This window comes from Boudabousia liubingyangii (genome assembly GCF_001907245.1).
Taxonomy (GTDB): domain Bacteria; phylum Actinomycetota; class Actinomycetes; order Actinomycetales; family Actinomycetaceae; genus Boudabousia; species Boudabousia liubingyangii.
The window spans coordinates 456,605-479,695 of the sequence record NZ_MQSU01000001.1 but is presented as its reverse complement, the minus strand read 5'-3'; the positions used below and the strand labels follow the sequence as shown (position 1 = coordinate 479,695).

General features: G+C 58.4%; 21 protein-coding genes. 12 read left to right on the top strand and 9 right to left on the bottom strand.

The annotated features are described in order from the left end of the window. Positions 1-15: 15 nt before the first annotated feature. From BSR28_RS02105 to BSR28_RS02090, 4 genes are all read left to right on the top strand, one after another. Positions 16-969, top strand: a complete 954-nt coding sequence (locus BSR28_RS02105) for a class C sortase (protein WP_073713209.1) — start codon at positions 16-18, stop codon at positions 967-969. 112 nt (positions 970-1,081) lie between these two features. Continuing rightward, positions 1,082-2,692, top strand: coding sequence for a sodium-dependent transporter (locus tag BSR28_RS02100; RefSeq protein WP_073713208.1), 1,611 nt, complete (start codon positions 1,082-1,084; stop codon positions 2,690-2,692). Further along, complete coding sequence (locus BSR28_RS08805) at positions 2,689-2,865, top strand: methionine/alanine import family NSS transporter small subunit (RefSeq protein ID WP_083562892.1); 177 nt, start codon at positions 2,689-2,691, stop codon at positions 2,863-2,865. The genes BSR28_RS02100 and BSR28_RS08805 overlap by 4 nt, the downstream gene beginning before the upstream one ends. A 6-nt stretch (positions 2,866-2,871) precedes the next feature. Then, complete coding sequence (locus BSR28_RS02090; RefSeq protein WP_073713207.1) at positions 2,872-4,815, top strand: KUP/HAK/KT family potassium transporter; 1,944 nt, start codon at positions 2,872-2,874, stop codon at positions 4,813-4,815. A 98-nt stretch (positions 4,816-4,913) separates the two neighbouring features. Here the strand turns inward: BSR28_RS02090 and BSR28_RS02085 are convergent, their stop codons facing one another. Then, entirely contained in the window at positions 4,914-6,323 is a 1,410-nt protein-coding gene (locus BSR28_RS02085; protein WP_083562891.1) for an MATE family efflux transporter, read from the bottom strand. A gap of 418 nt (positions 6,324-6,741) precedes the next feature. On the opposite strand from BSR28_RS02085, the gene dnaB reads away from it, so the two are divergent. Then, positions 6,742-8,097, top strand: a complete 1,356-nt coding sequence (dnaB, locus tag BSR28_RS02080; RefSeq protein ID WP_073708350.1) for a replicative DNA helicase — start codon at positions 6,742-6,744, stop codon at positions 8,095-8,097. 188 nt (positions 8,098-8,285) lie between these two features. On the opposite strand, the gene BSR28_RS02075 is transcribed toward dnaB, so the two are convergent. Continuing rightward, entirely contained in the window at positions 8,286-9,554 is a 1,269-nt protein-coding gene (locus BSR28_RS02075) for a galactokinase family protein (protein ID WP_083562889.1), read from the bottom strand. Next, positions 9,554-10,360, bottom strand: a complete 807-nt coding sequence (locus BSR28_RS02070; RefSeq protein WP_073713206.1) for a nucleotidyltransferase family protein — start codon at positions 10,358-10,360, stop codon at positions 9,554-9,556. Before BSR28_RS02070 ends, BSR28_RS02075 begins: the two co-directional genes overlap by 1 nt. Before the next feature lie 160 nt (positions 10,361-10,520). Here BSR28_RS02070 and BSR28_RS02065 point away from each other — a divergent pair, with 160 nt between their 5' ends. After that, on the top strand, positions 10,521-11,333 hold the full coding sequence (locus BSR28_RS02065) for a hydroxymethylpyrimidine/phosphomethylpyrimidine kinase (RefSeq protein ID WP_073713205.1): 813 nt from the start codon (positions 10,521-10,523) through the stop codon (positions 11,331-11,333). Between the two features lie 73 nt (positions 11,334-11,406). Further along, entirely contained in the window at positions 11,407-12,720 is a 1,314-nt protein-coding gene (locus BSR28_RS02060) for an alpha/beta fold hydrolase (RefSeq protein ID WP_073713204.1), read from the top strand. A gap of 100 nt (positions 12,721-12,820) precedes the next feature. On the opposite strand, the gene BSR28_RS02055 is transcribed toward BSR28_RS02060, so the two are convergent. From BSR28_RS02055 to BSR28_RS02035, 5 genes are all read right to left on the bottom strand, one after another. Beyond that, a complete protein-coding gene (locus BSR28_RS02055) occupies positions 12,821-13,591 on the bottom strand; it encodes an HNH endonuclease family protein (RefSeq protein ID WP_073713203.1) in 771 nt (256 codons plus the stop codon). Further along, a complete protein-coding gene (locus BSR28_RS02050) occupies positions 13,560-14,495 on the bottom strand; it encodes a trimeric intracellular cation channel family protein (RefSeq protein ID WP_073708355.1) in 936 nt (311 codons plus the stop codon). The genes BSR28_RS02055 and BSR28_RS02050 overlap by 32 nt, the downstream gene beginning before the upstream one ends. A gap of 83 nt (positions 14,496-14,578) precedes the next feature. Next, on the bottom strand, positions 14,579-15,664 hold the full coding sequence (locus tag BSR28_RS02045; RefSeq protein ID WP_073708356.1) for a VIT1/CCC1 transporter family protein: 1,086 nt from the start codon (positions 15,662-15,664) through the stop codon (positions 14,579-14,581). A 16-nt stretch (positions 15,665-15,680) separates the two neighbouring features. Next, the gene (locus BSR28_RS02040) at positions 15,681-16,010 is read right to left on the bottom strand and encodes a hypothetical protein (RefSeq protein WP_083562887.1); all 330 of its coding nucleotides are present in this window, start codon (positions 16,008-16,010) and stop codon (positions 15,681-15,683) included. Positions 16,011-16,185: 175 nt separating this feature from the next. Then, positions 16,186-16,782, bottom strand: coding sequence for an ASCH domain-containing protein (locus tag BSR28_RS02035; RefSeq protein ID WP_083562885.1), 597 nt, complete (start codon positions 16,780-16,782; stop codon positions 16,186-16,188). A 190-nt stretch (positions 16,783-16,972) separates the two neighbouring features. Here BSR28_RS02035 and dhaK point away from each other — a divergent pair, with 190 nt between their 5' ends. Genes dhaK through BSR28_RS02010 form a run of 5 tightly spaced genes read left to right on the top strand, consistent with a single transcriptional unit; the run spans position 16,973 to position 21,341 of the window. Beyond that, a complete protein-coding gene (dhaK, locus tag BSR28_RS02030; protein WP_073708357.1) occupies positions 16,973-17,971 on the top strand; it encodes a dihydroxyacetone kinase subunit DhaK in 999 nt (332 codons plus the stop codon). A gap of 6 nt (positions 17,972-17,977) precedes the next feature. Continuing rightward, the gene (gene dhaL / locus BSR28_RS02025; RefSeq protein ID WP_073713202.1) at positions 17,978-18,625 is read left to right on the top strand and encodes a dihydroxyacetone kinase subunit DhaL; all 648 of its coding nucleotides are present in this window, start codon (positions 17,978-17,980) and stop codon (positions 18,623-18,625) included. Further along, complete coding sequence (gene dhaM, locus BSR28_RS02020) at positions 18,622-19,470, top strand: dihydroxyacetone kinase phosphoryl donor subunit DhaM (RefSeq protein WP_073713201.1); 849 nt, start codon at positions 18,622-18,624, stop codon at positions 19,468-19,470. The genes dhaL and dhaM overlap by 4 nt, the downstream gene beginning before the upstream one ends. Continuing rightward, positions 19,463-19,924, top strand: coding sequence for a nucleotide pyrophosphohydrolase (locus tag BSR28_RS02015; RefSeq protein ID WP_073713200.1), 462 nt, complete (start codon positions 19,463-19,465; stop codon positions 19,922-19,924). Before dhaM ends, BSR28_RS02015 begins: the two co-directional genes overlap by 8 nt. Before the next feature lie 28 nt (positions 19,925-19,952). Then, entirely contained in the window at positions 19,953-21,341 is a 1,389-nt protein-coding gene (locus tag BSR28_RS02010) for an FAD-dependent oxidoreductase (protein WP_073713199.1), read from the top strand. 173 nt (positions 21,342-21,514) lie between these two features. Here BSR28_RS02010 and BSR28_RS02005 read toward each other — a convergent pair whose 3' ends face one another. Continuing rightward, the gene (locus BSR28_RS02005) at positions 21,515-22,972 is read right to left on the bottom strand and encodes an MFS transporter (protein WP_073713198.1); all 1,458 of its coding nucleotides are present in this window, start codon (positions 22,970-22,972) and stop codon (positions 21,515-21,517) included. Positions 22,973-23,091: the final 119 nt, after the last annotated feature.

The following is a 23,091-nucleotide window of genomic DNA, read 5'->3' as shown; positions in this document are numbered from 1 at the left end:
GGATCCCCTTTCTTGATGATTCAAGGATCTCCTCAACGTACGGTCCGGCAGGAAACCTCACTAACCCCTGCCGGGCCGCTACGGCGTTTCTTACCGGCCCTCTTGGTTTTTCTGGGGGCGCTGGTCATGCTTTACCCGGTGGTTTCCACGGTTTTGAACGATGCTCGTCAGCGGGAAGTGGCCCAGAGTTATGGGCTTGAGGTGGCTCAGTTAGCCCCGGACCGGCTAGAAAAGAGCTGGCAGGAAGCGCAACAGTACAATGCGGGGCTAGATTCGGCCCCGATTCTAGACCCGTGGCTTTCAAGGGTGACCCCGGATTCGGGGCCCTACCGTCAGTACTTGCAGCAGCTGAACCTGAGTTCGGTGATGGGGCGTCTAGAAATCCCTAAAATCAAGGTTGACCTGCCCATTTTTCATGGCACTTCCACCCAGACGCTAGAGCGCGGGGTGGGGCACCTCTTTGGTACTTCCTTACCGGTGGGCGGGAAGGGCACGCACTCGGTCCTGACCGGTCATTCCGCTTTGGGTACGGCCACCCTCTTTGATGATCTACCGCAGTTGCAGGTGGGGGATAAGATTCACCTGCAGGTGGCGGGTAAGTCCCTGGTTTACGCGGTGACGGGGACCCAAGTGGTGCTGCCGCATGAAACTGAGGCCCTAGGGCCGCAGGCAGGGAAAGACCTAATTACCTTGATTACCTGTACGCCTTTTGGGGTCAATACACATCGCCTGTTGGTGACGGCAGAGCGGGTGCCAGCTGGGGCGGATCAGGTGCAGGCTTTAGCGCAGCAGGCTGCCGAGCCGGGCGGACTCATCGGTTTCTTTAAGAATATTTTATCTGGCCCACTATGGATGAAGGCCCTGAGTGTGGTGGCCGGATTGGCGATAATCTACGCTTTTATTGTCGTATTTTCGCCATTTTTTGCGTTTCTTCGGCGCCGCCGCGACAAAAAGCAGAAAGTTTCCTAGGTCACATTTTGGCCTCTAGGTGGTCAGCTTAAGTAAAGTTTAGGTAATATTAACCCTGATTTAGTAAGAAACTTTAAGGTTTTTGACCCTAAAAGTTAATCAGGGAGTAAAAATGACTGACTCGAGCGCACCACCCAGCAGTCCGAAAACCAGCCCCCAACCAGGTGCCCAACGTGAAACCTGGTCCTCCCAGGCGGGCTTCCTACTAGCCGCGATCGGCTCCGCCATTGGCCTAGGTAATATCTGGCGTTTCCCCGGTGTCGCCTACCAAAACGGCGGCGGCGCCTTCCTGATCCCCTACATCGTGGCTCTACTAGCCGCCGGCGTTTCCTTCCTGCTCCTGGACTACGCCCTTGGCCACCGCTACCGTGGTGCCGCCCCCACCGTCTTCCGCCGCATCAGCCGCCGCGCTGAAATCCTTGGCTGGTTCAAAGTGGGCGTCAGCTTCGTCATCCTCACCTACTACGCGGTCATCGTGGCCTGGGCCGCCCGCTACGCCCTGTTCTCACTGAACTTTGCATGGGGCGACAATACCGCCGACTTCTTCGTCAAGGACTTCCTGGGCGGCGGCAACCCCGCCTCCGCAAACGAACTTTCCTTTAAGGTCGTTTGGGGCGTCTTCCTGCCCCTTGCCCTACTCTGGGTAGTCGTAATTGCGATTCTGGCTCTGGGTGTCCAAAAGGGTCTAGAGCGCGCCAATAAGATCTTCATCCCGCTGCTCACGGTCCTGTTCGGGGCGGTCGTGATCCGCGCCGTCACGCTACCCGGTGCGGCCGAGGGCCTCAACGCCTTCTTTACCCCCGAATGGGGCTCACTAACCGACGGTAAGGTCTGGATTGCCGCATTCAGCCAAATCTTCTACTCACTGTCCATTGCCTTCGGCATTATGGTCACCTACGCCTCCTACCTACCTAAGAAAGCTGACCTAGGTGGCTCCGGTTTCGTGGCTGCCTTCGCGAACTCCAGCTTCGAACTACTGGCCGGCATTGGCGTATTCGCCGCCCTGGGCTTCATGGCCCACACGCAGGGCGTGCCTGTCGCGGAACTACAGGGCATCACCGGCGTGTCCCTGTCCTTCATTTCCTTCCCCACCATCATCAGCATGATGCCCGGCGGTCACCTGTTCGGCTTTCTGTTCTTCACCTCCCTAGTGTTGGCCGGCTTGACCTCCCTCATGTCACTACTGCAGGTGGTTTCCGCCGGCTTCCAAGACAAGTTCGGCTGGAGCGGCCGCTTCTCTGCCCTAGTGGTGGGTATCCCGTCTGCGGTTATCTCCACCATGCTGTTTGCCACCAACTCCGGCCTGAACACGCTAGACGTGGTCGACAAGTACATTAACGAGGTCGGCGTGGTCCTCTGCGCGATCAGCACCGCCGTCCTCGTAACCGTCCTGCACCCGCGTTTGGGTCACCTACGTCGTCACCTGAACGTCCTGTCCACCATCAAGATTGGCAAGTGGTGGGACTTGATGGTCGGCTTCGTGGTGCCTGCCGCCCTGGCTGGCATGTTCGCCCAGACTGTCATTGACCTGATCAAGAATGGTTATGGCGAATATCCAGGCTGGTATACCACCGGCTTCGGTTGGGGTTCGATCATCTTGGCGGCCTTGATTGGCTACGTCATGACCCTGACCAGTTGGCGCACTGACGTCGACGATTTCAAGACCATGCCCCTACCTAAAGCGCACGATAACCAGAAAGCTGCCAAAGGAGGCCGCAAATGAGCACCCCTGCGATCATCATGATGGTCATCTCCATGAGCGTCATCTGGGGAGGGCTAATCTTCTGGGCCTGGAGTCTAAGGTTCAAGAATCAACCCCAGACTCCTAAGGAACTGGAAGAGTACCTCAATGAGGATGCCCTACCCAGCAACGCGAAAAAGCAAGGTGTAGATTAGTACCTTGTGGAAAACAAAGCTGATTTTGAGACCTCTGAAAAACCAGAAAACCAAGTAGCTAAAGTCCGCCAGGATCCGGCAAAAGCCCGGAAACTGCTACTTACCGTGGCCGCTCTGGGCGTGGTTTTTGGAGATATTGGTACCTCACCGCTCTATTCAGTTCAGACCGCCTTTGCGTTAGCAGAAGGCGCGATCCACCCCACCCCGACCAATATCATGGGCATCATCTCCATGATCTTTTGGTCACTGACCCTAATCGTGGCTCTTAAGTATTGCGTGCTGGTCATGCACGCAGACGACGAGGGCGAAGGCGGCGTCCTCGTCCTAGCCTCCTTGGTAGCGCGCAAACTAAAAAGCCCTAAGGGCCGCCGGGCCGCGATTATTGCGGGCGTTGTGGGGGCCACCGTCTTCTTCGGTGACTCAGTTATTACCCCCGCGATTAGTGTGCTTTCCGCGATTGAGGGCCTAGAGGTGATTGCCCCCAGCCTAGAAACCGTGGTGGTGCCAATCGCAATCGCGATCCTCACGGCCCTGTTCCTAGTGCAGCGTTTTGGGACCAGCAAGGTCGGTTCAGCCTTCGGCCCGATCATGCTGCTCTGGTTTACCTGTCTAGCTGTGGCCGGTATTCCTCACATTAGCCAGCACCCGGAAATCATCCAGGCCCTGAGCCCGCACCACGCGGTCCAGTTCGCCCTGACGCAACCTCGTCTATTCTTCCTAGCCCTAGGGGCGGTCGTGCTAACCGTAACCGGCGTGGAAGCCCTGTATGCCGATATGGGCCACTTCGGGGCTCCGGCTATTCGCCGCGCCTGGTTCCTAGTGGCTTACCCGGCGCTGGTCCTGAACTACCTGGGGCAGGGCGGACTACTGCTCACTGACCCGAAGGCAATCTCTAACCCCTTCTTCCTGATGGTCCCCAGCTGGGCCCGGATCCCCCTGATCATTCTGGCCGCTCTGGCCACCATTATTGCCAGCCAGGCCGTGATTTCCGGTTCCTACTCGACTGCGAAGCAGGCTTCCCGCCTGGGCTTCTTGCAGAACTTCCGGACCGTTTACACTTCCCGTACTGACCACGGCCAGATTTACATCCCCTTTGTTAACTACCTGCTTTTGGGTTTGGTGCTGCTGGTCGTGATTGGCTTTCAGGATTCCACCCGTCTGGCCACGGCCTACGGTATTGCGGTCACTATGACCTTCCTGATTACCTCCACCCTGTACTCGATCTACCTACATCAGGCAGAGCATGTGGCTACTTGGAAGATTGTCCTGTTCCTGATCACCATTGGCTCCCTCGAAGTCGCGTTCTTTAGTGCGAATATTACGAAGATTGCCTCTGGCGGTTGGTTGCCGCTGTTGGTCGCTGCCGTCCTCTTGAGCCTAATGATGTTCTGGCGAGTCTGGTCGGCCCGCGCGAAGGTCGCCCTGATCGAAAAGGAAGGCTACCTATTCATGGACCTTCCCGAACTACTCGATGGGGTCCCGCGCATGCCCGGCACGGCCGTTTACCTGCAGCGTTACCGTGGCGTCATGCCTTATGCTCTGCGCGCCAGCGTGGAACTGAACGACTCGGTCCGCGAAAAGATGCTGTTTGTGCACGTGGTTCGCACCCGTAATCCGCATATTCCGCATGCCGAGCGCGTCAGCTACGAGCCCATGCGTATTAACGGCCTTGAAGAGTTCCCGGGCGCGACTATGGTGACTGTCCGGATTGGCTTCATGGATTCTTGTAACCTGTGGCAGCTTCTTGGTCCCGAGGGCGCGAACCTAGTTGATGAGAAGACCGCTTGGCACCTCACGCACTTCCGTTTTGCCCCGAAGGATGGGACTTGGTGGCGTAGCGCCGCGGCGGGCTTCTATGGGGAGCTGTGCCGTACGGCCGAGTCCCCGACCCGTAAGTTCCACGTGCCGTCCTCGCACTCTTGTGAGTACCTGACTACGGTCCGGATCTGATTTCCGCTGCCGGTTTTGCGGGCGCGCTCAGATTTTCCTTTGCCTATCAGGGTGATAGGTGTTCTGCGTGCTGCGCTACCGGGATGCGCGTTTGGGAATTAGGCCTGCAGTAGCGGCTTGGCCCCGTAGAGGTTGGTAACTGTGCGGGCCCCTAGGAAGCCAAAGGCAAAGGCGATCCACAGGGCGACTGTACCCCACAGTTCAGACCAGCCCGGTCCCCAGTAGCCAACGATTCCGGCTAGGGGTGCAAAGACCAGTAGGTTCACTAGTGATGCCCAAGCGAGGTAGGCGGCCTTACCGGCCCCGATTAGGACCCCGTCGAGGATGAAGGCAATGCTGGCCACCGGCTGGGCTAGGGCCGCCACTAACAGCGCCCCGAAAGCTAGGACCCGGACGGTGGGGGTGGCCCCGAAAGCTAGGGGGAACCACCAGGCGCCCAGGCCAAAGATAGCAGCCAGGACGAAACCGATCCCAACACCCCAGTACAGGCAGCGGCGTAGCACTAGAGCCACGCGTTTAGCTTCCCCGGTGCCCATGCCGTGACCGATTAGGGCCTGGGAGGCAATGGCTAGGGCGTCTAGGGCGTAGGCCCCCAGACCCCATAGGGTTTGCGTGATTTGGTGGGCGGCTAGGACCTGTGCGCCTAGGGCGGTGGCCGCCCAGATTAGCAGTAGGAAGGCAATCCGTAGGTTCACGGTTCGGACCAGTAGGGGAGCGCCGGCCAGACCCACGGAGCGAACCCCCGCTAGAGACGGGCGGACCGAAACGCCAAAGCGTTTAGCACCGCGCAGGACGATCACAATCAGGGTCAGAGCCATGAGGCTCTGCGCCAAGGAGGTACCCCAGCCGGAACCCTTGATTCCAAAGTGCAGGCCCCAGATTAGGGTCGCATTGGCAACCACGTTGAATAGGGCCCCGAAGACGGAAACCCACATGGGGGTCTTAGTGTCCAGTAGTCCACGTAGGGCGCCGGTGGCCGCTAGAACTAGGAACATGGCCAGCAGCCCCGGGGCGCAAGCCCGCAGGTAGTCCACCGCGGACTGGGCGACCATCCCGCTAGCCCCAAACCAAGAAACTAGGGTGGGGGCCATGAGCCAAGTCAGGGGAGCCAAGATAATACCCAGTAGGCCGGCGAACCAGAGTCCGTCAATGCCACCTCGGATCGCGCCTTTAGTATCACCTGCCCCTAGGGCTCGGGAGGCGCTGGCGGTGGTGGTGTAGGTCAGGAAGACGAACAGGTAAACGATGGTGTTTAGCAGGGTGGAACCTAGGGCTAGGCCGGCCAGCTGGTCAGTACCTAGGTGACCGACCATGGCGGAATCCACCATGACCATGAGGGGTTCGGCAATTAGGGCCGCGAAGGCCGGGGCCGCTAGGGTCAGGATCTGCCGGTCGACGTCTTTTTTGGAGCGGGCGGGAGAGACCTGCGGGTCCGTGGGGTCGGCCGCTGTTGCTTCTGGCGCGGTCTGCTCTGACTGACTTTGATCCGCAGTGGGGCGCTCGCTCATTTAAACCTCAAAATAATTCAAAAATCTAAAACTTAGTTCTTTTTCTTCCCCCAAGGTTATCAAGCACGAGTGCAATGTCAGTTTGATTTCTCATATTGACGGATTTGCCACCAAAGTTTTCCACGAAAATAGACCACCAATACTTTTCCACAGATTGGGGAAAAACTGTGGAAGAAGAATTAAGGCATTTCGCCAATCTGAGCCGATTATGTTAACTGGACCACCGCTAGCACGAAAAATGCATTCACAGACCATCCACAGGCCCTAGGCGTGTCATACACACCCTGTCCACAAGTCTGTGGAAAATATCCACAATTCTGCCCCCAACTGAATAGAAAAATTGCGGTAAAGTGACGTATCGCGCCTGCCTGCGCGGGGCATAATAAGGGGCAAACAGACACTGAAGGAAGCAGGATAAATGGCTGAAAATACGCAGTTTGATCGCGTTCCACCACAAGACCTAGAGGCCGAACAGTCGGTCCTAGGGTCCATGCTGCTCTCCAAAGACGCCATTGCCGAGGTCGAACGCATCCTCAAACCGGACGACTTCTACGAACTTCGCAACGCCCTCACCTTCACTGCCATTGTGCAAACCTTCGCCTCTGGCCACCCCGCCGACGCCATCACCATCGCGGATGTCCTCAAACGTGAAGGCAAACTAAACCAGGTGGGCGGACCCGAATATATCCACACCCTCATCAACGTGGTACCCACGGCAGCCTCGGCCGTGTACTACGCCGAAATCGTCCGCGAACGCTCCATCCTGCGTCGCCTAGTCAACGCCGGCACCCGAATCGCCCAGCTGGGCTACGCCGACGACGGCGGGGAAACCTCCGCCCTAGTAGACGCGGCCCAGCGCGAAGTCATGTCCATCAGCGAGGACGCCACCAGTAACGACTACGCGCCCCTAAAAGACATCCTGCCGGCCACCGTCGACTCCATCGTCGCCGCCGCCCAAGGCAAAGTGGAAGGCTCTGTCCCAACCGGCTTTAGCGACCTCGACGAACTAACCGGCGGACTCCACCCCGGCCAGATGATCATCGTCGCCGGTCGTCCCGCCATGGGTAAATCCACGCTGGCCCTGGACTTCTGCCGCTCAGCCGCCATCCACAACAATATGCCCGCCGCGATCTTCTCCCTAGAAATGTCCCGCGAAGAAATCGCCCGACGCATGCTAGCCGCCGAAACCAACGTGCTGCTCTCCCGCCTAAACAAAGGCAACCTAGAGGAAGAAGACTGGAAGAAGATCGCCAAAAACATGGACCGCCTCAATGAGGCCCCCCTGTTCATTGACGATTCCCCCAACCTGACCATGGGTGAAATCCGCGCCAAAGCCCGCCGCCTCAAGCAGCAGCACAACCTGCAGCTGATCGCCGTGGACTACTTGCAGCTAATGTCCTCGGGTAAGCGCGTGGAATCCCGTCAGCAGGAAGTCTCCGAGTTCTCACGTTCACTGAAGCTTCTAGCTAAGGAACTACAGATCCCGGTGATTGCCGCCGCCCAGCTAAACCGTGGCCCCGAACAGCGAACCGACCGTAAACCGATGATGGCTGACCTGCGTGAATCGGGCTCACTGGAACAGGACGCGGACGTGATTATGCTGCTGCACCGCCCCGACTACTACAACAAGGAAGACCGTCCGGGCGAGGCCGACATCCACGTCGCTAAGCACCGTAACGGTGAAACCGCCACCATCGCGGTTGTCTTCCAGGGTCACCGTTCCCGTTTCGGTAATAAAGCTAAGGAAACTGTTTCCGAGGGCGCCAGCTTCTGACCTAGTTTATTCCGGCCTGGGTTCTTCTGACCCGGCTTAGCTGGCCTTGGTTTAAAGGTGCTAAGACCACATAAAACTACAAAAAGCACCCCCGTTTCCGACACCAATAAAGGTGTGAAAACGGGGGTATTTGCTTTTAAGATCGGTGAACCCGATCAGTATGGGGCGCTAAAACTTTGCCCTTTCGCTTAGCCTAGGTCTAGTTCTAGGCGACGTAGGCGACCACCCGGGCGGGTAGTTACGAAACTGACGCGCTCTGCGACCTCGGGGAACTCAGAAAGGTAAGCTTCCCGCCAAGCCTCAGTGAAGGAATCAACCTGTTCGGTCGGTACCAAGGCCCAAACCGAACCGCCAAAACCAGCGCCGAAAGCAGAAGCGGCAACCGCCCCCAACTTACGGGCCGAAGCAGCCAAAGAACGAGTCTCAGGGACCTGGTTACCCAGGGCCTCGTCAGTCCACTTCTGGGACATGTCCACGACCTCGCCAAAGGAATCAAGATCCCCTTCAGCCAGGGCCGCAGCCGCCTGCGGAACCAACTCGTAACTCTCCAGTAGGAACTGCTCTAGGCGGGCCTGCTGGTAAGAACCTTCCTCAACCAGTTCACGTAACTGATCAGCAGCTTCCGGACTGGACGCTACGGCATCAGCTAGGAATAGGTCCTGACGGCCGGTGTGCTCATTCCACAGGGACAGGATGTCACTGACGGTCCGGGATGTGCGGTTGTAAAGTTCCAGGGCAGCACCGGTCTTTTCAGCCAGTACGCCACTGACCGCAATCACGAAGGAATGATCGGTCGGGAAGGGCACCACATCCTCACGACGGACCGGGCAGAAACTGTACTGCACTAGGGCATCAGCTTCACCGCAGAGCATGGCCGTATGGTCTTCTGAACCACCGAAAGTGCCCACGCCACGGTGACCTTCAAGTTCCTTGAAGCTCATGCCGTTTTCAATGCAGGCCAAGTAGGCGGCCATCTCTTCGGGGCTACCCACGTTACGGCGGAACAGGTCCTCAGATTCGATCCCGGACAGGTCCATTAGGCAGCGGGCCAAACCCACCACCATGGCCGAGGAAGAAGACATCCCCGAAGCCAAAGGCAGGTCGGTGCTCATTTCAATATCAGCACCCACTACCTGGTCACCGAAGTTCTTCACCAGTCGGGTGACGACCGCGGCCGCATAGCCAGCCCAGTGACCCCCACCAAACCCGTCAATCTGGGTTTCTAGGGGTAGTTCGGCTACGCCCTCGGTCGCATCAGAGGTGACGCGCACGACCTGTTCGCCATTGCGGCGGGCCTTGAAGGTAATCCCGCGGTTCGCGGCGGCCAGTAGTGACCGGCCACCCGCATAGTCGGTGTGTTTACCTAGGACCTCAATGCGGCCGGGCACGAACCAAGTCACGGACTGGGCGGGACGCGGTAGTGCCCCGTTTACCAACTCGGCTGGAACCTCAGACATCAGAGGGAAACCTCAATGCCGGACAGGGCGTCCTTAACGGCGGCAATGTCGGTGCGGCGGGACATGTCCAGCACGCCCTCGGCTACCGGGACAACCTCAATCGGGGTGCCGTGAGATAGCAGGTAACGTAGGGAGTCAGCTAGTTCGTACTCACCGCGAATGGACTTGTCAATGTTCTTGCAAGCCTCGAAGACAGGCTTGGTGAAACGGAAAGCGTTCATGGAGATACGAGCATTCGGGCGGGAAGCTAGCACCTCAGGGGCCGGCTTTTCCAGCATGTCAACCAGTTGGTTACCGTCCTGATCGATGATCGCGAAGGCGGCAACGCGATCCTCGGGAATATTGGAGCCAGAGATTAGGGCTTCGCGTTCGTAACCCAGCATGGCGGCACCTTCAGCGGCGGCCAGCTTGGTGAGGCTTCCGGCAGAGTAGTAGTTATCAGAGTTGACGACGATGAAAGCATCCTCGCCAGCGAACTCTTCAGCGGCTAGGACCGCGTTGGCGGTACCCAGGGGCTCTTCCTGAACGGCAAAGTGCATCTTAACGCGCTTAATGTCGGGGCTACCGTAGTATTCGCGCATCATGTCGTGTTCCGGACCGATTACTAGGCAGACGTCGGTGACGCCAGCATCGGCCAGGGCGGAAATTACGTAGTCTAGGAAGGGGCGACCAACGTTGATCATTCCCTTTACGCCAGCGTCGGCGGCTTTCGCCTGCTCTTCGCTGAGCTGAGCATCATCGGCGGCGGCGCGCATGCGCGTCCCCAAACCACGGGCAAGAATCACTGCTTTAGTTGTATTAGTCATATTCGAATACTAACTGCCCGCGGGGGTAAACGCTATTAAAACACTCTTAGAGCGTAGGCTTTGCACTGTTGTATTAGCGCATTTTAGGCTCCTGGATTTCCGCCGCCGCTGGTAAGTCAGCAGTAGTAGGCCCACCAAACGGGGGTAGAATTCGGGGATTATGAGCCCCACCAGTATGATCATCGCCGGCCTGACCGCTTCGGGCGCCGGCGGCCTAAGCGTAGACTTCGCCGCCCATACCGCCCGCCAAGTCCGCGCCTTCCCGATCCTCACCTGCAGTATTGCCCTACCCCCAAAGGGAGAGGTGCAAAAGCTCGTAGTTCCCGCCCAGCACCTGAGCGCACAAATGTGGGCCTCTTTTGCCGCTGCCGGACAGTTAGATGCAATCCAGACGGGGCTGCTAGGCAGTGCCGAAAACCTACACGCCACCGCGGACTTCCTGCGCGCCCAGAGTGAGCAGACCGGCGGGACAAAAAATATCGTCATCGACCCAGTCCTGTTCTTTAAATCCGGTTCTGCCCCCAAAGAGAACGAAAAAACCATTCGTGACCTGAAGACCGAACTGCTACCACTGGGACGGATCATCACCCCGAACCTCTCTGAAGCCCAACTTCTAGCCGGCCGCGAAGTTACCGGCCAAGCGGACCTCAACGAACTTAAAGAACTGGCCCGCCAACTTGGTGAAGAAACCGGCCGGGGCGTCCTGGTCAAGGGCGGAATGCGGCTAAGCGGGCCGGAAGCCGCTGACGTCTATTACGAGGGGGGCGACCTGCACGTCCTCAGCGACCCGAAGATCGGGGATCAGCCCGTTAACGGCACCGGCTGCACCTTAGCTTCCCTGATTACCGTGGGCCTAGCGAAGGGACAAGAACCCTTAGCCGCCGTAGAGCAGGCCCGGGCTCAAGTGCGTGCAGCACTGGCCTGCCCACGCCCCACCGGGCTTGAGTTCGACACCATTAGCCTGCTGCCCTGACGCCCACTGCTCTGGCGCCCACTGCTTTGGCGCCCCACTGCCCTGTGACGCAGCCTTCAGATAGACTAAATGCATGCGCACAGAAACTTGGAAGATTGACTCATATACCATCCATGACCACACCATGGACCTACCCTGGAACCACAACCAGCCTAATGGCCCCCTTGGCACCCTAGAGGTCTTCGGTCGTCAGATTGTCCCCGAGGGCGGGGAAAACAAACCCATGCTGGTCTTCTTCCAGGGCGGCCCCGGCGGTGCCGTCCCCCAGCCACTAGACCCTTCCGGCGGCTGGCTAGGACGCCTACTAAAGGAATATCGCGTCCTACTACTAGAGCAGCGCGGCGTGGGCCGCTCCACCCGCATGGACGCCCGCTCCCTAGCCGCCCTAGGGGATGAGCAGACCCAGCTGCAGTACGCGAAACTCCTACGCGCCGACCAGATCGTAGCCGACGCGGAAGCCTTCCGAGCCGAACTCAACAACGGCAAACCTTGGGCGGCCTTCGGCCAGTCCTATGGCGGCTTCTGCATCACCGCCTACCTGTCTCACTACCCGCAGGCCCTCAACCGAGTCCTCTACACCGGCGGCACGCCCGCCCTGGACCGCGATGCGGACGACCTGTACCGCCTGACCTACTCGAAGGTCGCGATGCGCTCCCAGCAGTACTACCGCGACTTCCCCCAAGACGAGGCCACTATCCGTGAGGTCTGCGCCCACCTAAACGAGGTCGAAGAGTTCCTTCCCACCGGCGAGCGCCTCACTTCCCGCCGCCTGCGGATGCTGGGCGTCAACCTAGGTCGCGACCGCGGCTTCACCTTCTTGCACTACCACTTCGCAGACCCCTTCACCACGATTGGTGGACAGCGTCGCCTACGCGGCGAGTTCCTGTCCGCGGTGGGTGCGCAACTTTCCTACGAGGGCAGCCCCCTATACGGCCTCATGCATGAAACGATTTACGCGGGCGCCACCCCGGAACTTCAGGGCCAACCCACTAGCTGGTCCGCTCACCGCATGCGCGCAGAGGTTCCCGGTTTTGCCGAGGACGCGAACCCCCTCGACCGCAGCGAACCCTTCTACCTGACCGGCGAACACATTTACCCCTGGCAGTTCGAGGAAGACCCCGCCCTGCGTCCCCTAAAGGGATTGGCGAACGCCCTAGCGGAAGAAACCGACTGGCCACCCCTGTACCTACCCGAGGTGCTAAAGGACGTGGATATTCCAGGTGCCGCCGCGATCTACTATGAGGACATTTTCGTCCCGGTAGAGCCCTCACTGGTGACTGCTGAAATGATTGGCTTGCGCCCCTACATTACGAATGAATACCAGCATTCCGGGATTGGTACGAACGGTCCGGGGATCCTGTCGCACCTACTGGATCTGAGCCGCTAAACAGCCCGAGCTGAGAACCATGGCCGGCGCTTCTGTCCGGTCGATTTAGGCGAAAACCCTCACTTTCGAGGGTGTTGTACTGGCTTGGCGTCTGGCTTCCTCAGGGGTGAACCTGATTCAGGTCTTGGGGTAGGTGCTGCCCCGGGCAGCCCCGCAGGACCTTGCGGAAGGTATTGAGTTCCGGTTTGGTTACTGAAAGATTCCACTTACTCTTCACGGCCACCTGCCGGGCTACATAAGCGCAGTGGTAGTTGGTTTCTGGGGGTAGCCACTGATCTGCGGACAGTGAGCCTTTATCCTCATTAGCTTGGCCTTCCGTGGCCAGTAGGTTCAGTGGGTCGTTAGCAAACTTTTGTCGCCTCGCCAGGTCCCAGGTTTCAGCCCCGGAACGCCAAGCATCACCTAGGGCCACAACATGGTCGATCTGCACTAGGGGAGAGGTCTTCGGGCCCCGCTGAAAGTGCATGATTTGGCCGGTGTAGGGTTCAGCTAGAGTTCCGGACATGACCTTGCAGGGACGGGCCGGATTTTTATAGGTAACTTCCTTTAGGTCCCGGGCCAGGATGTCATTGCGAGTATCGCAGCCGTTATGGTCCTCATCAGCCCACGCCTGTCCGAAAACGTCCCGATGGTAGGGGTGAGTGGATTCGTACTTCCCACCGCGCACGCGCAGGGACTCAACGGCTTGGGCCAGGTCATTACCGACCGGTTTCGCTGGTTCGCTCCACGGCGTTGGGACACTCCACCCGAAGCGTTTTTCTAGCTTCAGCAGGTCCAGTCCCAGTCCGGGAACCAGCAGGTAGGCTGAGAGCGCTAAGGTCAGCAGCAGGCTTAGCAGGTCAGCTATTCGGCGGTGTCTGCGGGGGCTCAAGTTTAGCTCCGTCTAGGGCCTGGGCAGTGGAGTGGGTCAGGCTTTCAGTAGCGGCTTCGCGGGCGGCGTTTTCTGCGGCCTCGGCAATGGCTTCCGCGGCGGCTTCCGAGGCAGCCTCGGTCGCGGCAGTGGTGGCCGCTTCGGTTGCCGCGGTCACGGCCTGTTCAATGGCCTGCTCAATGGTGACTTCACGTTGACGTTTCAGCATGCGTTTAAGCTGCGTGGCCGTCACGGTCAGGGTCCAGTCATTCGCCTGGGGAAGGGTCCATTTACGCCACTGCGCCAGCACGGTGATGCTGGCACCTACCACGGTAGAGGCAGCCATACCTAGGCGCTGTTCACCCATGTACCAGAAGCCCAGGGTGGTTAGGGAAGAGATCGCTGCGGGGGTGGCGTAGAGGTAGTTACCACCGAAGACCATGGGAACCGAACCGGCGGCAATATCGCGAATCATGCCGCCACCAATGGCGGTGAGCATACCCATAAGTAGGGCCGGCATGGGCTGGAACCCCAGGTTCATGGCTTTAATAACGCCGGTTGCCGACCAGACACCTAGGACGATCCCGTCGGCCACGGTGATGAAACGGTTAGACCACTTCGAGTCAAAGCGGAACATCAGGGCTACGGTCGCACCGGCGATGGCCGTGTACAGGTAGTACGGGTCAGTGATCGCGAAGGGCGGGCCGGCGTCCAACATGACGTCACGGATAATGCCGCCACCCATGGCGGACATGATGGCCAGCACGATGAAGCCCACCGCGTCGAAGCGTTTCGCGCGGGCGATTCGCCCACCAATAATGCCGTTTAGGAAGACGCCAATCAGGTCTAGGGCACGGAAAGCTTGCTCAAGAGAAATGTTGATATTCTCTGAGCCCCAGCTGGTGCTATAAAGCGTGCTTAGCATCAGTTAGTGTTCCTTCCTGCGTTTCGATCTGTGGTCTGGTGTAGGTATTAACTTGGTGTGCTGTCAGTCGTTATTGGTTCTGTTCAGATGCCGCTGGTTCCAAATAGCCAGCCTAGGGCGTAGGTGGCGCCGGCGGCCCCGAAGCCGATTAAGAGTTGTCGGATACCCCGCCAGAAGGGTGGTTGCCCAGAGAGGATCCCAACGACTCCACCGGTAAATAGTAACGCCATGCCCACTACGGTTAAAGCGACTACGACCCCGGTTAGTCCGGTGAGCCCAAACAGGAAGGGCAGTAGCGGTAGCAGGGCCCCTAAAGCGAAGAAGACAAAAGAGGTCATGGCGGCGGTGCGCGCGGAACCGACCTCTTCAAAATCGGGGCTAACTTCGTGCGGGACGGGTTCTAATTGGGCGGATTCAAAGGATGCTAGTAGGGCGTCAGCTTTAGCTTGGGCTTCCTGTTCAGGAATGCCGCGGGCCCGGAAGATCAGTGCCAGTTCGTTAGCGTCCACATCCAGTTCGGGCAGGTGCGTACTAGCGGCGGGGTCTGGGGCTGAGGCCTCTAGTAGTTCGCGTTGGGATTTAACGGAAATGTATTCGCCTGCGGCCATGGATAGGGCCCCGGCTAGGAGGCCGGAAACGCCCGCTAGGATCACCATGTTTTGGGCGGCGCCGGCCGCAGCAATACCTAGAATCAGGGCCAGGTTTGAGACGAGGCCGTCATTGATCCCAAATACCCCGGCGCGGAACATGCCTGAAAGCTGGGAGCGTCCCTTTGCGGCGAGGGCGCGTACGACCTCGCCGTGGACGTGTTCGTCGGCGGCCATCTGGGCGGGGACGTCTTGGTCGATATCGTAGGCGCTACGCTGTTCGGTACGCTGCATCATCGCTAGGACGAAGATGGAACCGAAGGTCAGCGCGAAGGCGGATAGTAGACGGGAACGCCAGGGTACCTTGGGGGCGGGTAGGGCGTGTTCGCCCAGGAGGTTGAGCCAGTAGGCTTCGTGGCGACCTTCAGCTTCGACTAGCCGGTTCAGGATTTCGCGTTCTTCCCCGTCGCGGGTGCGCGCCAGTGCCCGGTAGGTGTCCGCCTCGTGGCGTTCTTCCGCTAGGTAGCGGCGCCAGCGGCGAATCTGCTCCGGGGTGGGGGAGGCGTCCTGAGGGTTAGTCATAATCGAAGTCTGGGTCTTAGTGGTTTTCGTTAGGTAGGTTCAGTTCAGTCGGGTTAGCGCCGTTAGCGTTGTAGTTGGCGTTGTGGTTCTGGTTGGACTGGTTCTGATTACCGCCGAAGAGCTGGTTCTTTAGCGCCTCGGCAGCTTTATCGGTGAGCACCTGGCCCGTGTTCTTCACGGTTTGTGAAACCTGGTTGCTGAGGGCGTTAAAGGGCTTGGCAACCATGGGGTTCTTGGAGAAGTTGTTGGCGGCACGTTTGATCTGTTCGTAGCGGCCGCGACCAGCCCTAGCGCCAAGGACGTAACCTAGTAGTGCGCCGGTAATGAAACGTAATTTCTTTCCCACGGTGTTTGACCTCATTTGTTTGGTTGCGGGTCGCATTTTAGGCGCGAAAACCCGCTGTTTGTCTAAGGGGAAATCTTAACATCCCCACTATCCCAAACCCAAGGCACTAAGAAAGTAAGCAACCTAGTTGTAACCTTGAATTGGCTAAAACTGTGGACTAAAGCCCAACCTTGGCTTACTGGCCGACCTGGTAGATGACCTCAAAGCTTTCGCAAACTACCTGGTCCGTCCCGTCACCCTTCCAGAAGGGGGCTGAATGGGTGGCCCAGAAAGCGCGATGAACGGCCCGCCAGTGGGGAAGGGAACGGTCGCCCTCGCCCTCGGCGGCAGCATGTTCACTGTTGACATCGTTGAAGGCGCAGACCTCAATCCCAGTGTTGACTAGCAGTGCGACCGGTTGGCCGCCGCCATCACAAAGGATGGAGAGCTCTCCGACCTCTGGGAGAGGCAGTTCTTCAGCTTCATATTCAGCAACTAGGGAAGCGGTTGCGGTTTTAACCCCATCAAGGACCGCCTGAGCCAGTTGGTCAGAAACATGACGAGTGTTAGCGAACTGGAATGCGGGCGGGCGGACGGATGCAAGTTCACCCTGTCCAATGATCACGTTAAGACGTTCAAAGCCCGCAGAACGGCGAGCAGTTTCCCAGAAAACTTCCAGTTCCTCTGGATTTGGAGGAACCAGTTCCTGATCTTCTGGTTTTCGGTATTCGGAAGTGGCTTTAGATGCCGGCTTTGCGCCGTGGGCCTGAGGGTCCGAGTCGTTGTTGAACATGTCTTAAAAGTAGCAGGTTTACAACCCAAATGGATAGCCTATGACGTTTAAGTTGGGGAAAGCGAAAACTGTGAAAACTTTTTGCACACAGTTGCATTCTGAAAGGCGCCAATTTGCACATTACGCCACAAATTGAGTTACAGGTAACAGAATACTTGCATGAAACTATGTGACGTGGTTATCTTATTGCATGAAAAAACTAATCAATGACCCCAACGACGTTGTCACTGAATCCCTTCGTGGTATGGCCCTAGCCCACCCCGAACTACTTGATGTTGACCTAGAGCAACACAACATTTACCGTGCCACCCCCAAGCAGGGGAAGGTAGCCCTACTATCCGGCGGCGGCTCCGGCCACGAACCACTACACGGTGGCTTTGTTGGTGCCGGCATGCTTGACGCTGCCTGCTGCGGTGAAGTCTTCACCTCCCCGGTACCCGACCAGATTATGGAAGCTACCAGCAAGGTAGATTCCGGTGCCGGCGTACTGCACATCGTAAAGAACTACACCGGTGACGTCATGAACTTCGAAATGGCCGCCGAACTAGCCGCTGACATGAGCGGCACTGAGGTCGCCACCGTCGTCGTGAACGATGACGTTGCCGTCCAGGACTCCCTCTACACCGCCGGTCGTCGCGGCGTAGGCGGCACCCTGTTCGTTGAAAAGATCGCCGGTGCTAAGGCAGAATCCGGCGCTGACCTTGAAACCGTAAAGAATACGGCACAGAAAGTCATCGACAATACCCGTTCCTTCGGCATGGCACTGACCTCTTGCACCGTGCCCGCCGCTGGTCGCCCCACCTTCGACTTGGGCGACAATGAGATTGAACTAGGAATCGGTATTCACGGTGAACCAGGACGTGAGCGCTCAGAAATGAAGTCCGCTCATGAACTAGCTCTAGAATTGGTTGAACCGATCCTAGAGGACCTAGATTTTACCGGCTCGCCGGTAGTAGCACTGCTGGGCGGAATGGGGGCCACCCCGCTCCACGAACTGTACCTAATGTACGGTGAAGTTCAGCAGATTCTAGAAGAAAAGGGTGTCCGGGTAGCCCGGAGCCTAGTTGGTAACTACGTGACCAGTTTGGACATGGCCGGTTGTGCCCTGTCCCTACTGCGGGCAGATGAAGAAATGCTGCAACTGTGGGATGCCCCAGTTCACACACCAGCACTTAATTGGGAAGAGTAAAGAAAAATGACCGCAACTTCAGATCAGATCAAGAATTGGCTAGATAACTACGCGGTGTTGATTCGCCGAAACGCGGCTGACTTGACCGAGTTGGACCGCCTCATTGGCGACGCTGACCATGGCGCTAATATGCAGCGCGGCATGGAACGCGTACAGAAGCTCAACGCCGGTGATTTCGCTGATTCTGCCGCTCTGCTGAAGCGTGCCGGTATGACCATGGTGTCTGCCGTGGGCGGGTCCTCTGGCCCGCTCTACGGAACCTTCTTTATTCGCATGGCCACTGCCATTGCCGGTAACGAGGATGAAAACCACGTAGTCGATGCCGCCACCTTCGGTAAGGCATTGCGTGACGGTGCCGATGGAATCGCCGCCCGCGGTAAGGCCCAGCTAGGGGACAAGACCATGCTTGACGTGTGGTACCCCGCCCTAGACGCCTACGATGCCGCCGTCGCGGAAGGGAAGGAACTTCACGAGTGCCTAGTAGCTGCCTCGGAAGCAGCAGATGCCGCCGCTGAAGCTACCATCCCGATGATCGCCCACAAGGGACGTGCTTCCTACCTTGGTAATCGTTCCGCTGGTGTGAAAGATCCCGGTGCGGCCTCTTCTGCTCTGCTTCTGCAGGCCGCAGTAGAGACTTTCGGGGCTGACGCATGATCGGAATCGTCGTAGTTTCACACTCGCACGCACTGGCAGAAGCAGCGATCGACCTAGTCGGACAAATGCTTCCCGACGCGAACGTGCCGCTAATTAACGCGGCCGGCGCCGACGGGGGCACCGACTTCGGTACCGACGCTGCCGTCATCTCAGAAGCCATCACCGAAGCTGATCAGGGCGACGGTGTCCTAGTCATGATTGACCTGGGCTCCGCCGTAATGAGTACCGAAATGGCCCTAGAGTTCGTGGACCCGGATGTTGCCTCCCGGGTGCGCGTCTCTGCGGCCCCACTAGTAGAAGGCCTCACCGGGGCCGCCGTCCGTGCCGCGGGCGGTGCCGACCTCAAAGCGGTTGCTGCCGCAGCCGAGGCCGCCTACCAGGGGAAACGCTCAGAAGTCAGCTCCCTAGGTGAATACGCTGCGGAAATCCCGGATTCCGGGAACGCAGAAAAAGGCCCTGAGAGTACCGATACGGACCTATCCAAAGCGACCGGAGCCGAAGCGAGAACCGGCGACCCGGAAACTGATGGACAGTCCGAAAATATCATTGACCTGCGCATCCTAGACCAGGTGGGTCTACACGCCCGTCCAGCTGCCCTACTGGCGGCCGCTCTAGGCGGTTTCGATTCAGATATCGAAGCCTATGTCTACCCGACCCTAGAAGCCGCCCAGTCCGGTCAGGAAGCTGAAGCCGGCCCGGTAGATGCCCAATCCATGATGATGCTGGTTTCCCTAGGGGCCAAGTACGAACAGATCCTACGCCTAGTAGTTTCTGACCCGGCAGAAGCCCCAGAGGTATTCAAGGCCGCCGTCGAATGCAACCCTGGAGCCTTCGAGCGTGCCTGAACAGCTAGGTCAGCAGCCGGCCGCGCAGTCAGTGAATGACTTCGCAGAACTTATGCGACAGTTTTGCCAGGAGCGGGACTGGGAACGTTTCAACGATCCCAAGTCCCTGCTCCTGGCTTTAACTGGTGAATTGGGCGAACTGGCCGAATGCTTCCAGTGGCTCCCCGCAGACCAAGCCGCCTATTTGGCCACCCAAGAACCCCGCGCGGAAGCAATCCGGGACGAGGTTGCCGACGTCTTCCTCTACCTGCTGCAACTATGCAACCAGTGCGGCATTGACCTAGCGGCCGCCACGAACGCAAAAATCGCCAAAAATGCGGCCAAGTATCCCGTCGAGGCCGCCCGCGAAAGCGCCGGCGCCCTGGCCGCCGAGCATTCTGCTTTAGCTGGGCAAGACAAGTTCGCCCAGCAGGGCACCAAACTTTCTGCCCCCAAATCTTCCACTTTGGAATAAAACCCGACCCAGAATGGTTGTACTGAGCATGGAAAACAAATTTGATCTTTTAGTAATTGGTTTCGGTAAAGCAGGCAAGACTCTAGCTGGAGACGCTGCCCGTCAGGGTAAGACCGTCGCCCTAGTGGAACAGTCAGACCAGATGTACGGTGGTACCTGCATCAACATTGGCTGCGTGCCCACCAAAGCCCTAGTCCACTCTGCTGACGTATTCACCGCCGCCGGCAACGACGCTGCCCAGCAGGGCGCAGAAGCCTTCTCAAAGGCCGTTGCTTTCCGCGACAAGCTCACCGGCGCCATGCGTGCCAAGAACTTCGAAATGGTGGACTCCAACGAAACCGCGACCGTCATCACCGGCAAGGCCGAATTCGTTGACGCTCACACTGTAAAGGTCAGTGCCGGCAACGACACCCTAGAACTAACCGCTGACACCATCGTCATCAACACCGGTGCCGTCCCGGTCATGCTACCCATCGAAGGCCTACGCGAATCTAAGTACGTCGTCGACTCCACAGACTTCCAGAAGAACCCCGAACTTCCCGGCCGCCTAGCCGTTATCGGCGGTGGCCCCATCGGTATCGAATTTGCGTCCCTAGCCGCCAACTTCGGCGCCCAGGTAACCGTCTTCGAAGCCGCCCCCAAGCTCTTCGGCCGCAGCGATCAGGACGTCGCTGACGTGGCCCTAGAACTGCTCAAGGACCAGGGCATGGAACTATTCGCTGGCGTCCGCATCAACAAGGTTGTCGACACCGAAAACGGCGTTGAACTGCACTACCAGGATGCTGAAGGCAACGAAAAGGTCTGGTCCGGTGACCGCGTCCTAGCCGCCACCGGCCGTAAGCCCGCCACCGAAGGCCTAAACGTCGAGGCTGCCGGCCTAGAACTAGGCAAGCGCGGCGAGGTCGTCGTGGACGAATACTGCCGCACCAACCAGGACCACATCTTCGCCGTTGGCGACGTAAACGGTGGCCTCCAGTTCACCTACATCTCCCTAGACGACTACCGCGTCGTCAAGGACCAGCTATTCGGCGAAGGCAAGCGCTCCGTCAAGGACCGCGTGGCCGTCCCCAACACCATCTTCATCACCCCGCCGCTAGCCTCCGTCGGTCTAACCGAGGATGCCGCTCGCGAAGCCGGTAAGAACATTAAGGTGGGCGTCAAGCCGGTAGCCGCCGTGGCCACCATGCCGTGGGCCAAGATCGTCAAGCAGCCCAAGGGCATCATGAAGTTCGTGATCGACGCTGACAGCGACCAGGTACTGGGTGCTCAGCTACTCATGCCGGAAGCTGCCGAGGTCATCAACCTAGTGGCAGTAGCCATGCGCTACGGCATCACCGCCTCTGACCTGCGTGACGGCATCTACACCCACCCGTCAGCTACCGAAGGCATTGCCGAGGTTATCGCTGCTGCTAAGTGAGTCATCACTTAAGCAACTAGATCAGATTTAAAAAGTTCTCCCCGATGGGTCACCATCGGGGAGAACTTTTATTTAAAAGCTTTTGTTAAGGTAGCGGCGACAAGCCGAGCTATTAAGAACCTAGCCGAGTGTGAGTGGGTTCAGCGGCCACCTTTACGACTTGCCCAGAAACCTTACTGAACGTCCGGCTGGGTTTCCTGACCCGAAATATCACCAATCGTAGAAGGCGGGAAGCGACGCACGTCCTCGGTCGGGTTAGCCAGACCAATCTCGGCCTCAAACTCGGCCGGGGTCAGCTTGTAATCATGATCAGAAGGCTTCAAAACGCGCTTCGGCTTACCCTTAGCCGGCTTCGTGGCCGGACGGGACGCACGCGCATCCTTCCAAGCCTTAGCGCGGCGGGTAGCCAGCTCACGCAACGTACCGGAAGAACCAAGTGCAGAACGGATCAGACGCGAGGTAGCCAGCGCAATCCAGAACATGAACCAAGAAGCAATCGCGGTCACCCACAGGCCACCGGTGTAACTGAAGTGGTCCACGAACACGCCACCGGTGAAGGACCCTAGGGCCACACCCAGGTTCATGAAGGTGTTCATCCAGGTCAGGCCCTCAGTGATCTGCTGGCGGGGGATGGCAAACTCGACAATCGAATAGGCGATCGTGATAATCGGGGCGACCACCAGGCCGGCCACGAACATGATGATGCCCATGGTGATCTGCGTGTGAGCGAAAAGGAAGCCCGTAACACCAATGGAAAGCAGGGCCATACCCGCTAGATACATGGCCCACAGGGGTAGGGGCCAATCGCGTGAACCATAAATCAGCGCACCCACTAGGGAGCCGCCGGCCATAATGCCCAACTGGATACCAGAGGTGGCCGGGTGTCCCAAAACCTTAGTGAATTCCAGAATGGAGACGTCCAGGGCGCCGAATAGGGTACCGGCACCAACGAAGGTGGCGCCAATGGCCCACAGGGCCGGGTAACGCATTACGGAGCCGCGCTCAGCTACCTGCGGGTCGACCGGAAGGGTCTTAGAGGGGACTGGCTGGGTGGACTTCAAAGAGAAGAACCACATGCCACCGAATAGGGCAAAGAGGATTGCCAACACTAGGCCACTGGCGGGGTGAACCGAAGCGGTCAGGGCGGTAGCTAGTACCGGGCCCAGCATGAAGACCAGCTCATCAAGGGCGGATTCAAGGGCGAAGGCAGACTTTAGCTTCTTGGGGTCTTCCAGTAGGTGAGACCAGCGGGAACGAACCATGGCGCCAATAGAGCCAGAAAAAGCGCCGGCGATAGCGGCCAAGATACACAGTAGCCATACCGGTCCGGTCTGCAGGGCAACCGTAATCAGGGCAATATTGGCCAGAATCGAAACGGTCAGTGAGGGACGCATGACCTGTGCCTGGCCGTGACGGTCCACTAGGCGGGCCAACCAGGGGGCGGCGCCGGCGAAGCCAATGATGCTGGCCGCGTCAACTAGACCGGCAATCCAGTACTGGCCGTGAGTATGCCGAATCAGCATCAGGGTGGATAGCCCGATGAACGACATGGGGAATCGCGCAATGAATCCGGCTAGCGAGAAAAGGAACGCTCCCGGAAGGCGATAAAGCTTGGCATAGGTTTCGAACACTTACTTATATTCCCAGTTTCTGAACAACTTTGCCGCCCTGGGCGGGGTCAGATTCCCCACCCGAGGGCGGCAAAGGCAAAATTATTGGCTTCGAATCCCGTAGATTACAGGACTTTAGG

What these genes read in the sequence shown, in the direction of transcription:
- BSR28_RS02105 (WP_073713209.1), top strand. Translation starts at nt 16, where the DNA reads ATGATTCAAGGATCTCCTCAACGTACGGTCCGGCAGGAAACCTCACTA.
- BSR28_RS02100 (WP_073713208.1), top strand. Translation starts at nt 1,082, where the DNA reads ATGACTGACTCGAGCGCACCACCCAGCAGTCCGAAAACCAGCCCCCAA.
- BSR28_RS08805 (WP_083562892.1), top strand. Translation starts at nt 2,689, where the DNA reads ATGAGCACCCCTGCGATCATCATGATGGTCATCTCCATGAGCGTCATC.
- BSR28_RS02085 (WP_083562891.1), bottom strand. Translation starts at nt 6,323, where the DNA reads ATGAGCGAGCGCCCCACTGCGGATCAAAGTCAGTCAGAGCAGACCGCG.
- dnaB (WP_073708350.1), top strand. Translation starts at nt 6,742, where the DNA reads ATGGCTGAAAATACGCAGTTTGATCGCGTTCCACCACAAGACCTAGAG.
- BSR28_RS02075 (WP_083562889.1), bottom strand. Translation starts at nt 9,554, where the DNA reads ATGTCTGAGGTTCCAGCCGAGTTGGTAAACGGGGCACTACCGCGTCCC.
- BSR28_RS02070 (WP_073713206.1), bottom strand. Translation starts at nt 10,360, where the DNA reads ATGACTAATACAACTAAAGCAGTGATTCTTGCCCGTGGTTTGGGGACG.
- BSR28_RS02065 (WP_073713205.1), top strand. Translation starts at nt 10,521, where the DNA reads ATGAGCCCCACCAGTATGATCATCGCCGGCCTGACCGCTTCGGGCGCC.
- BSR28_RS02060 (WP_073713204.1), top strand. Translation starts at nt 11,407, where the DNA reads ATGCGCACAGAAACTTGGAAGATTGACTCATATACCATCCATGACCAC.
- BSR28_RS02050 (WP_073708355.1), bottom strand. Translation starts at nt 14,495, where the DNA reads ATGCTAAGCACGCTTTATAGCACCAGCTGGGGCTCAGAGAATATCAAC.
- BSR28_RS02045 (WP_073708356.1), bottom strand. Translation starts at nt 15,664, where the DNA reads ATGACTAACCCTCAGGACGCCTCCCCCACCCCGGAGCAGATTCGCCGC.
- BSR28_RS02035 (WP_083562885.1), bottom strand. Translation starts at nt 16,782, where the DNA reads ATGTTCAACAACGACTCGGACCCTCAGGCCCACGGCGCAAAGCCGGCA.
- dhaK (WP_073708357.1), top strand. Translation starts at nt 16,973, where the DNA reads ATGAAAAAACTAATCAATGACCCCAACGACGTTGTCACTGAATCCCTT.
- dhaL (WP_073713202.1), top strand. Translation starts at nt 17,978, where the DNA reads ATGACCGCAACTTCAGATCAGATCAAGAATTGGCTAGATAACTACGCG.
- dhaM (WP_073713201.1), top strand. Translation starts at nt 18,622, where the DNA reads ATGATCGGAATCGTCGTAGTTTCACACTCGCACGCACTGGCAGAAGCA.
- BSR28_RS02010 (WP_073713199.1), top strand. Translation starts at nt 19,953, where the DNA reads ATGGAAAACAAATTTGATCTTTTAGTAATTGGTTTCGGTAAAGCAGGC.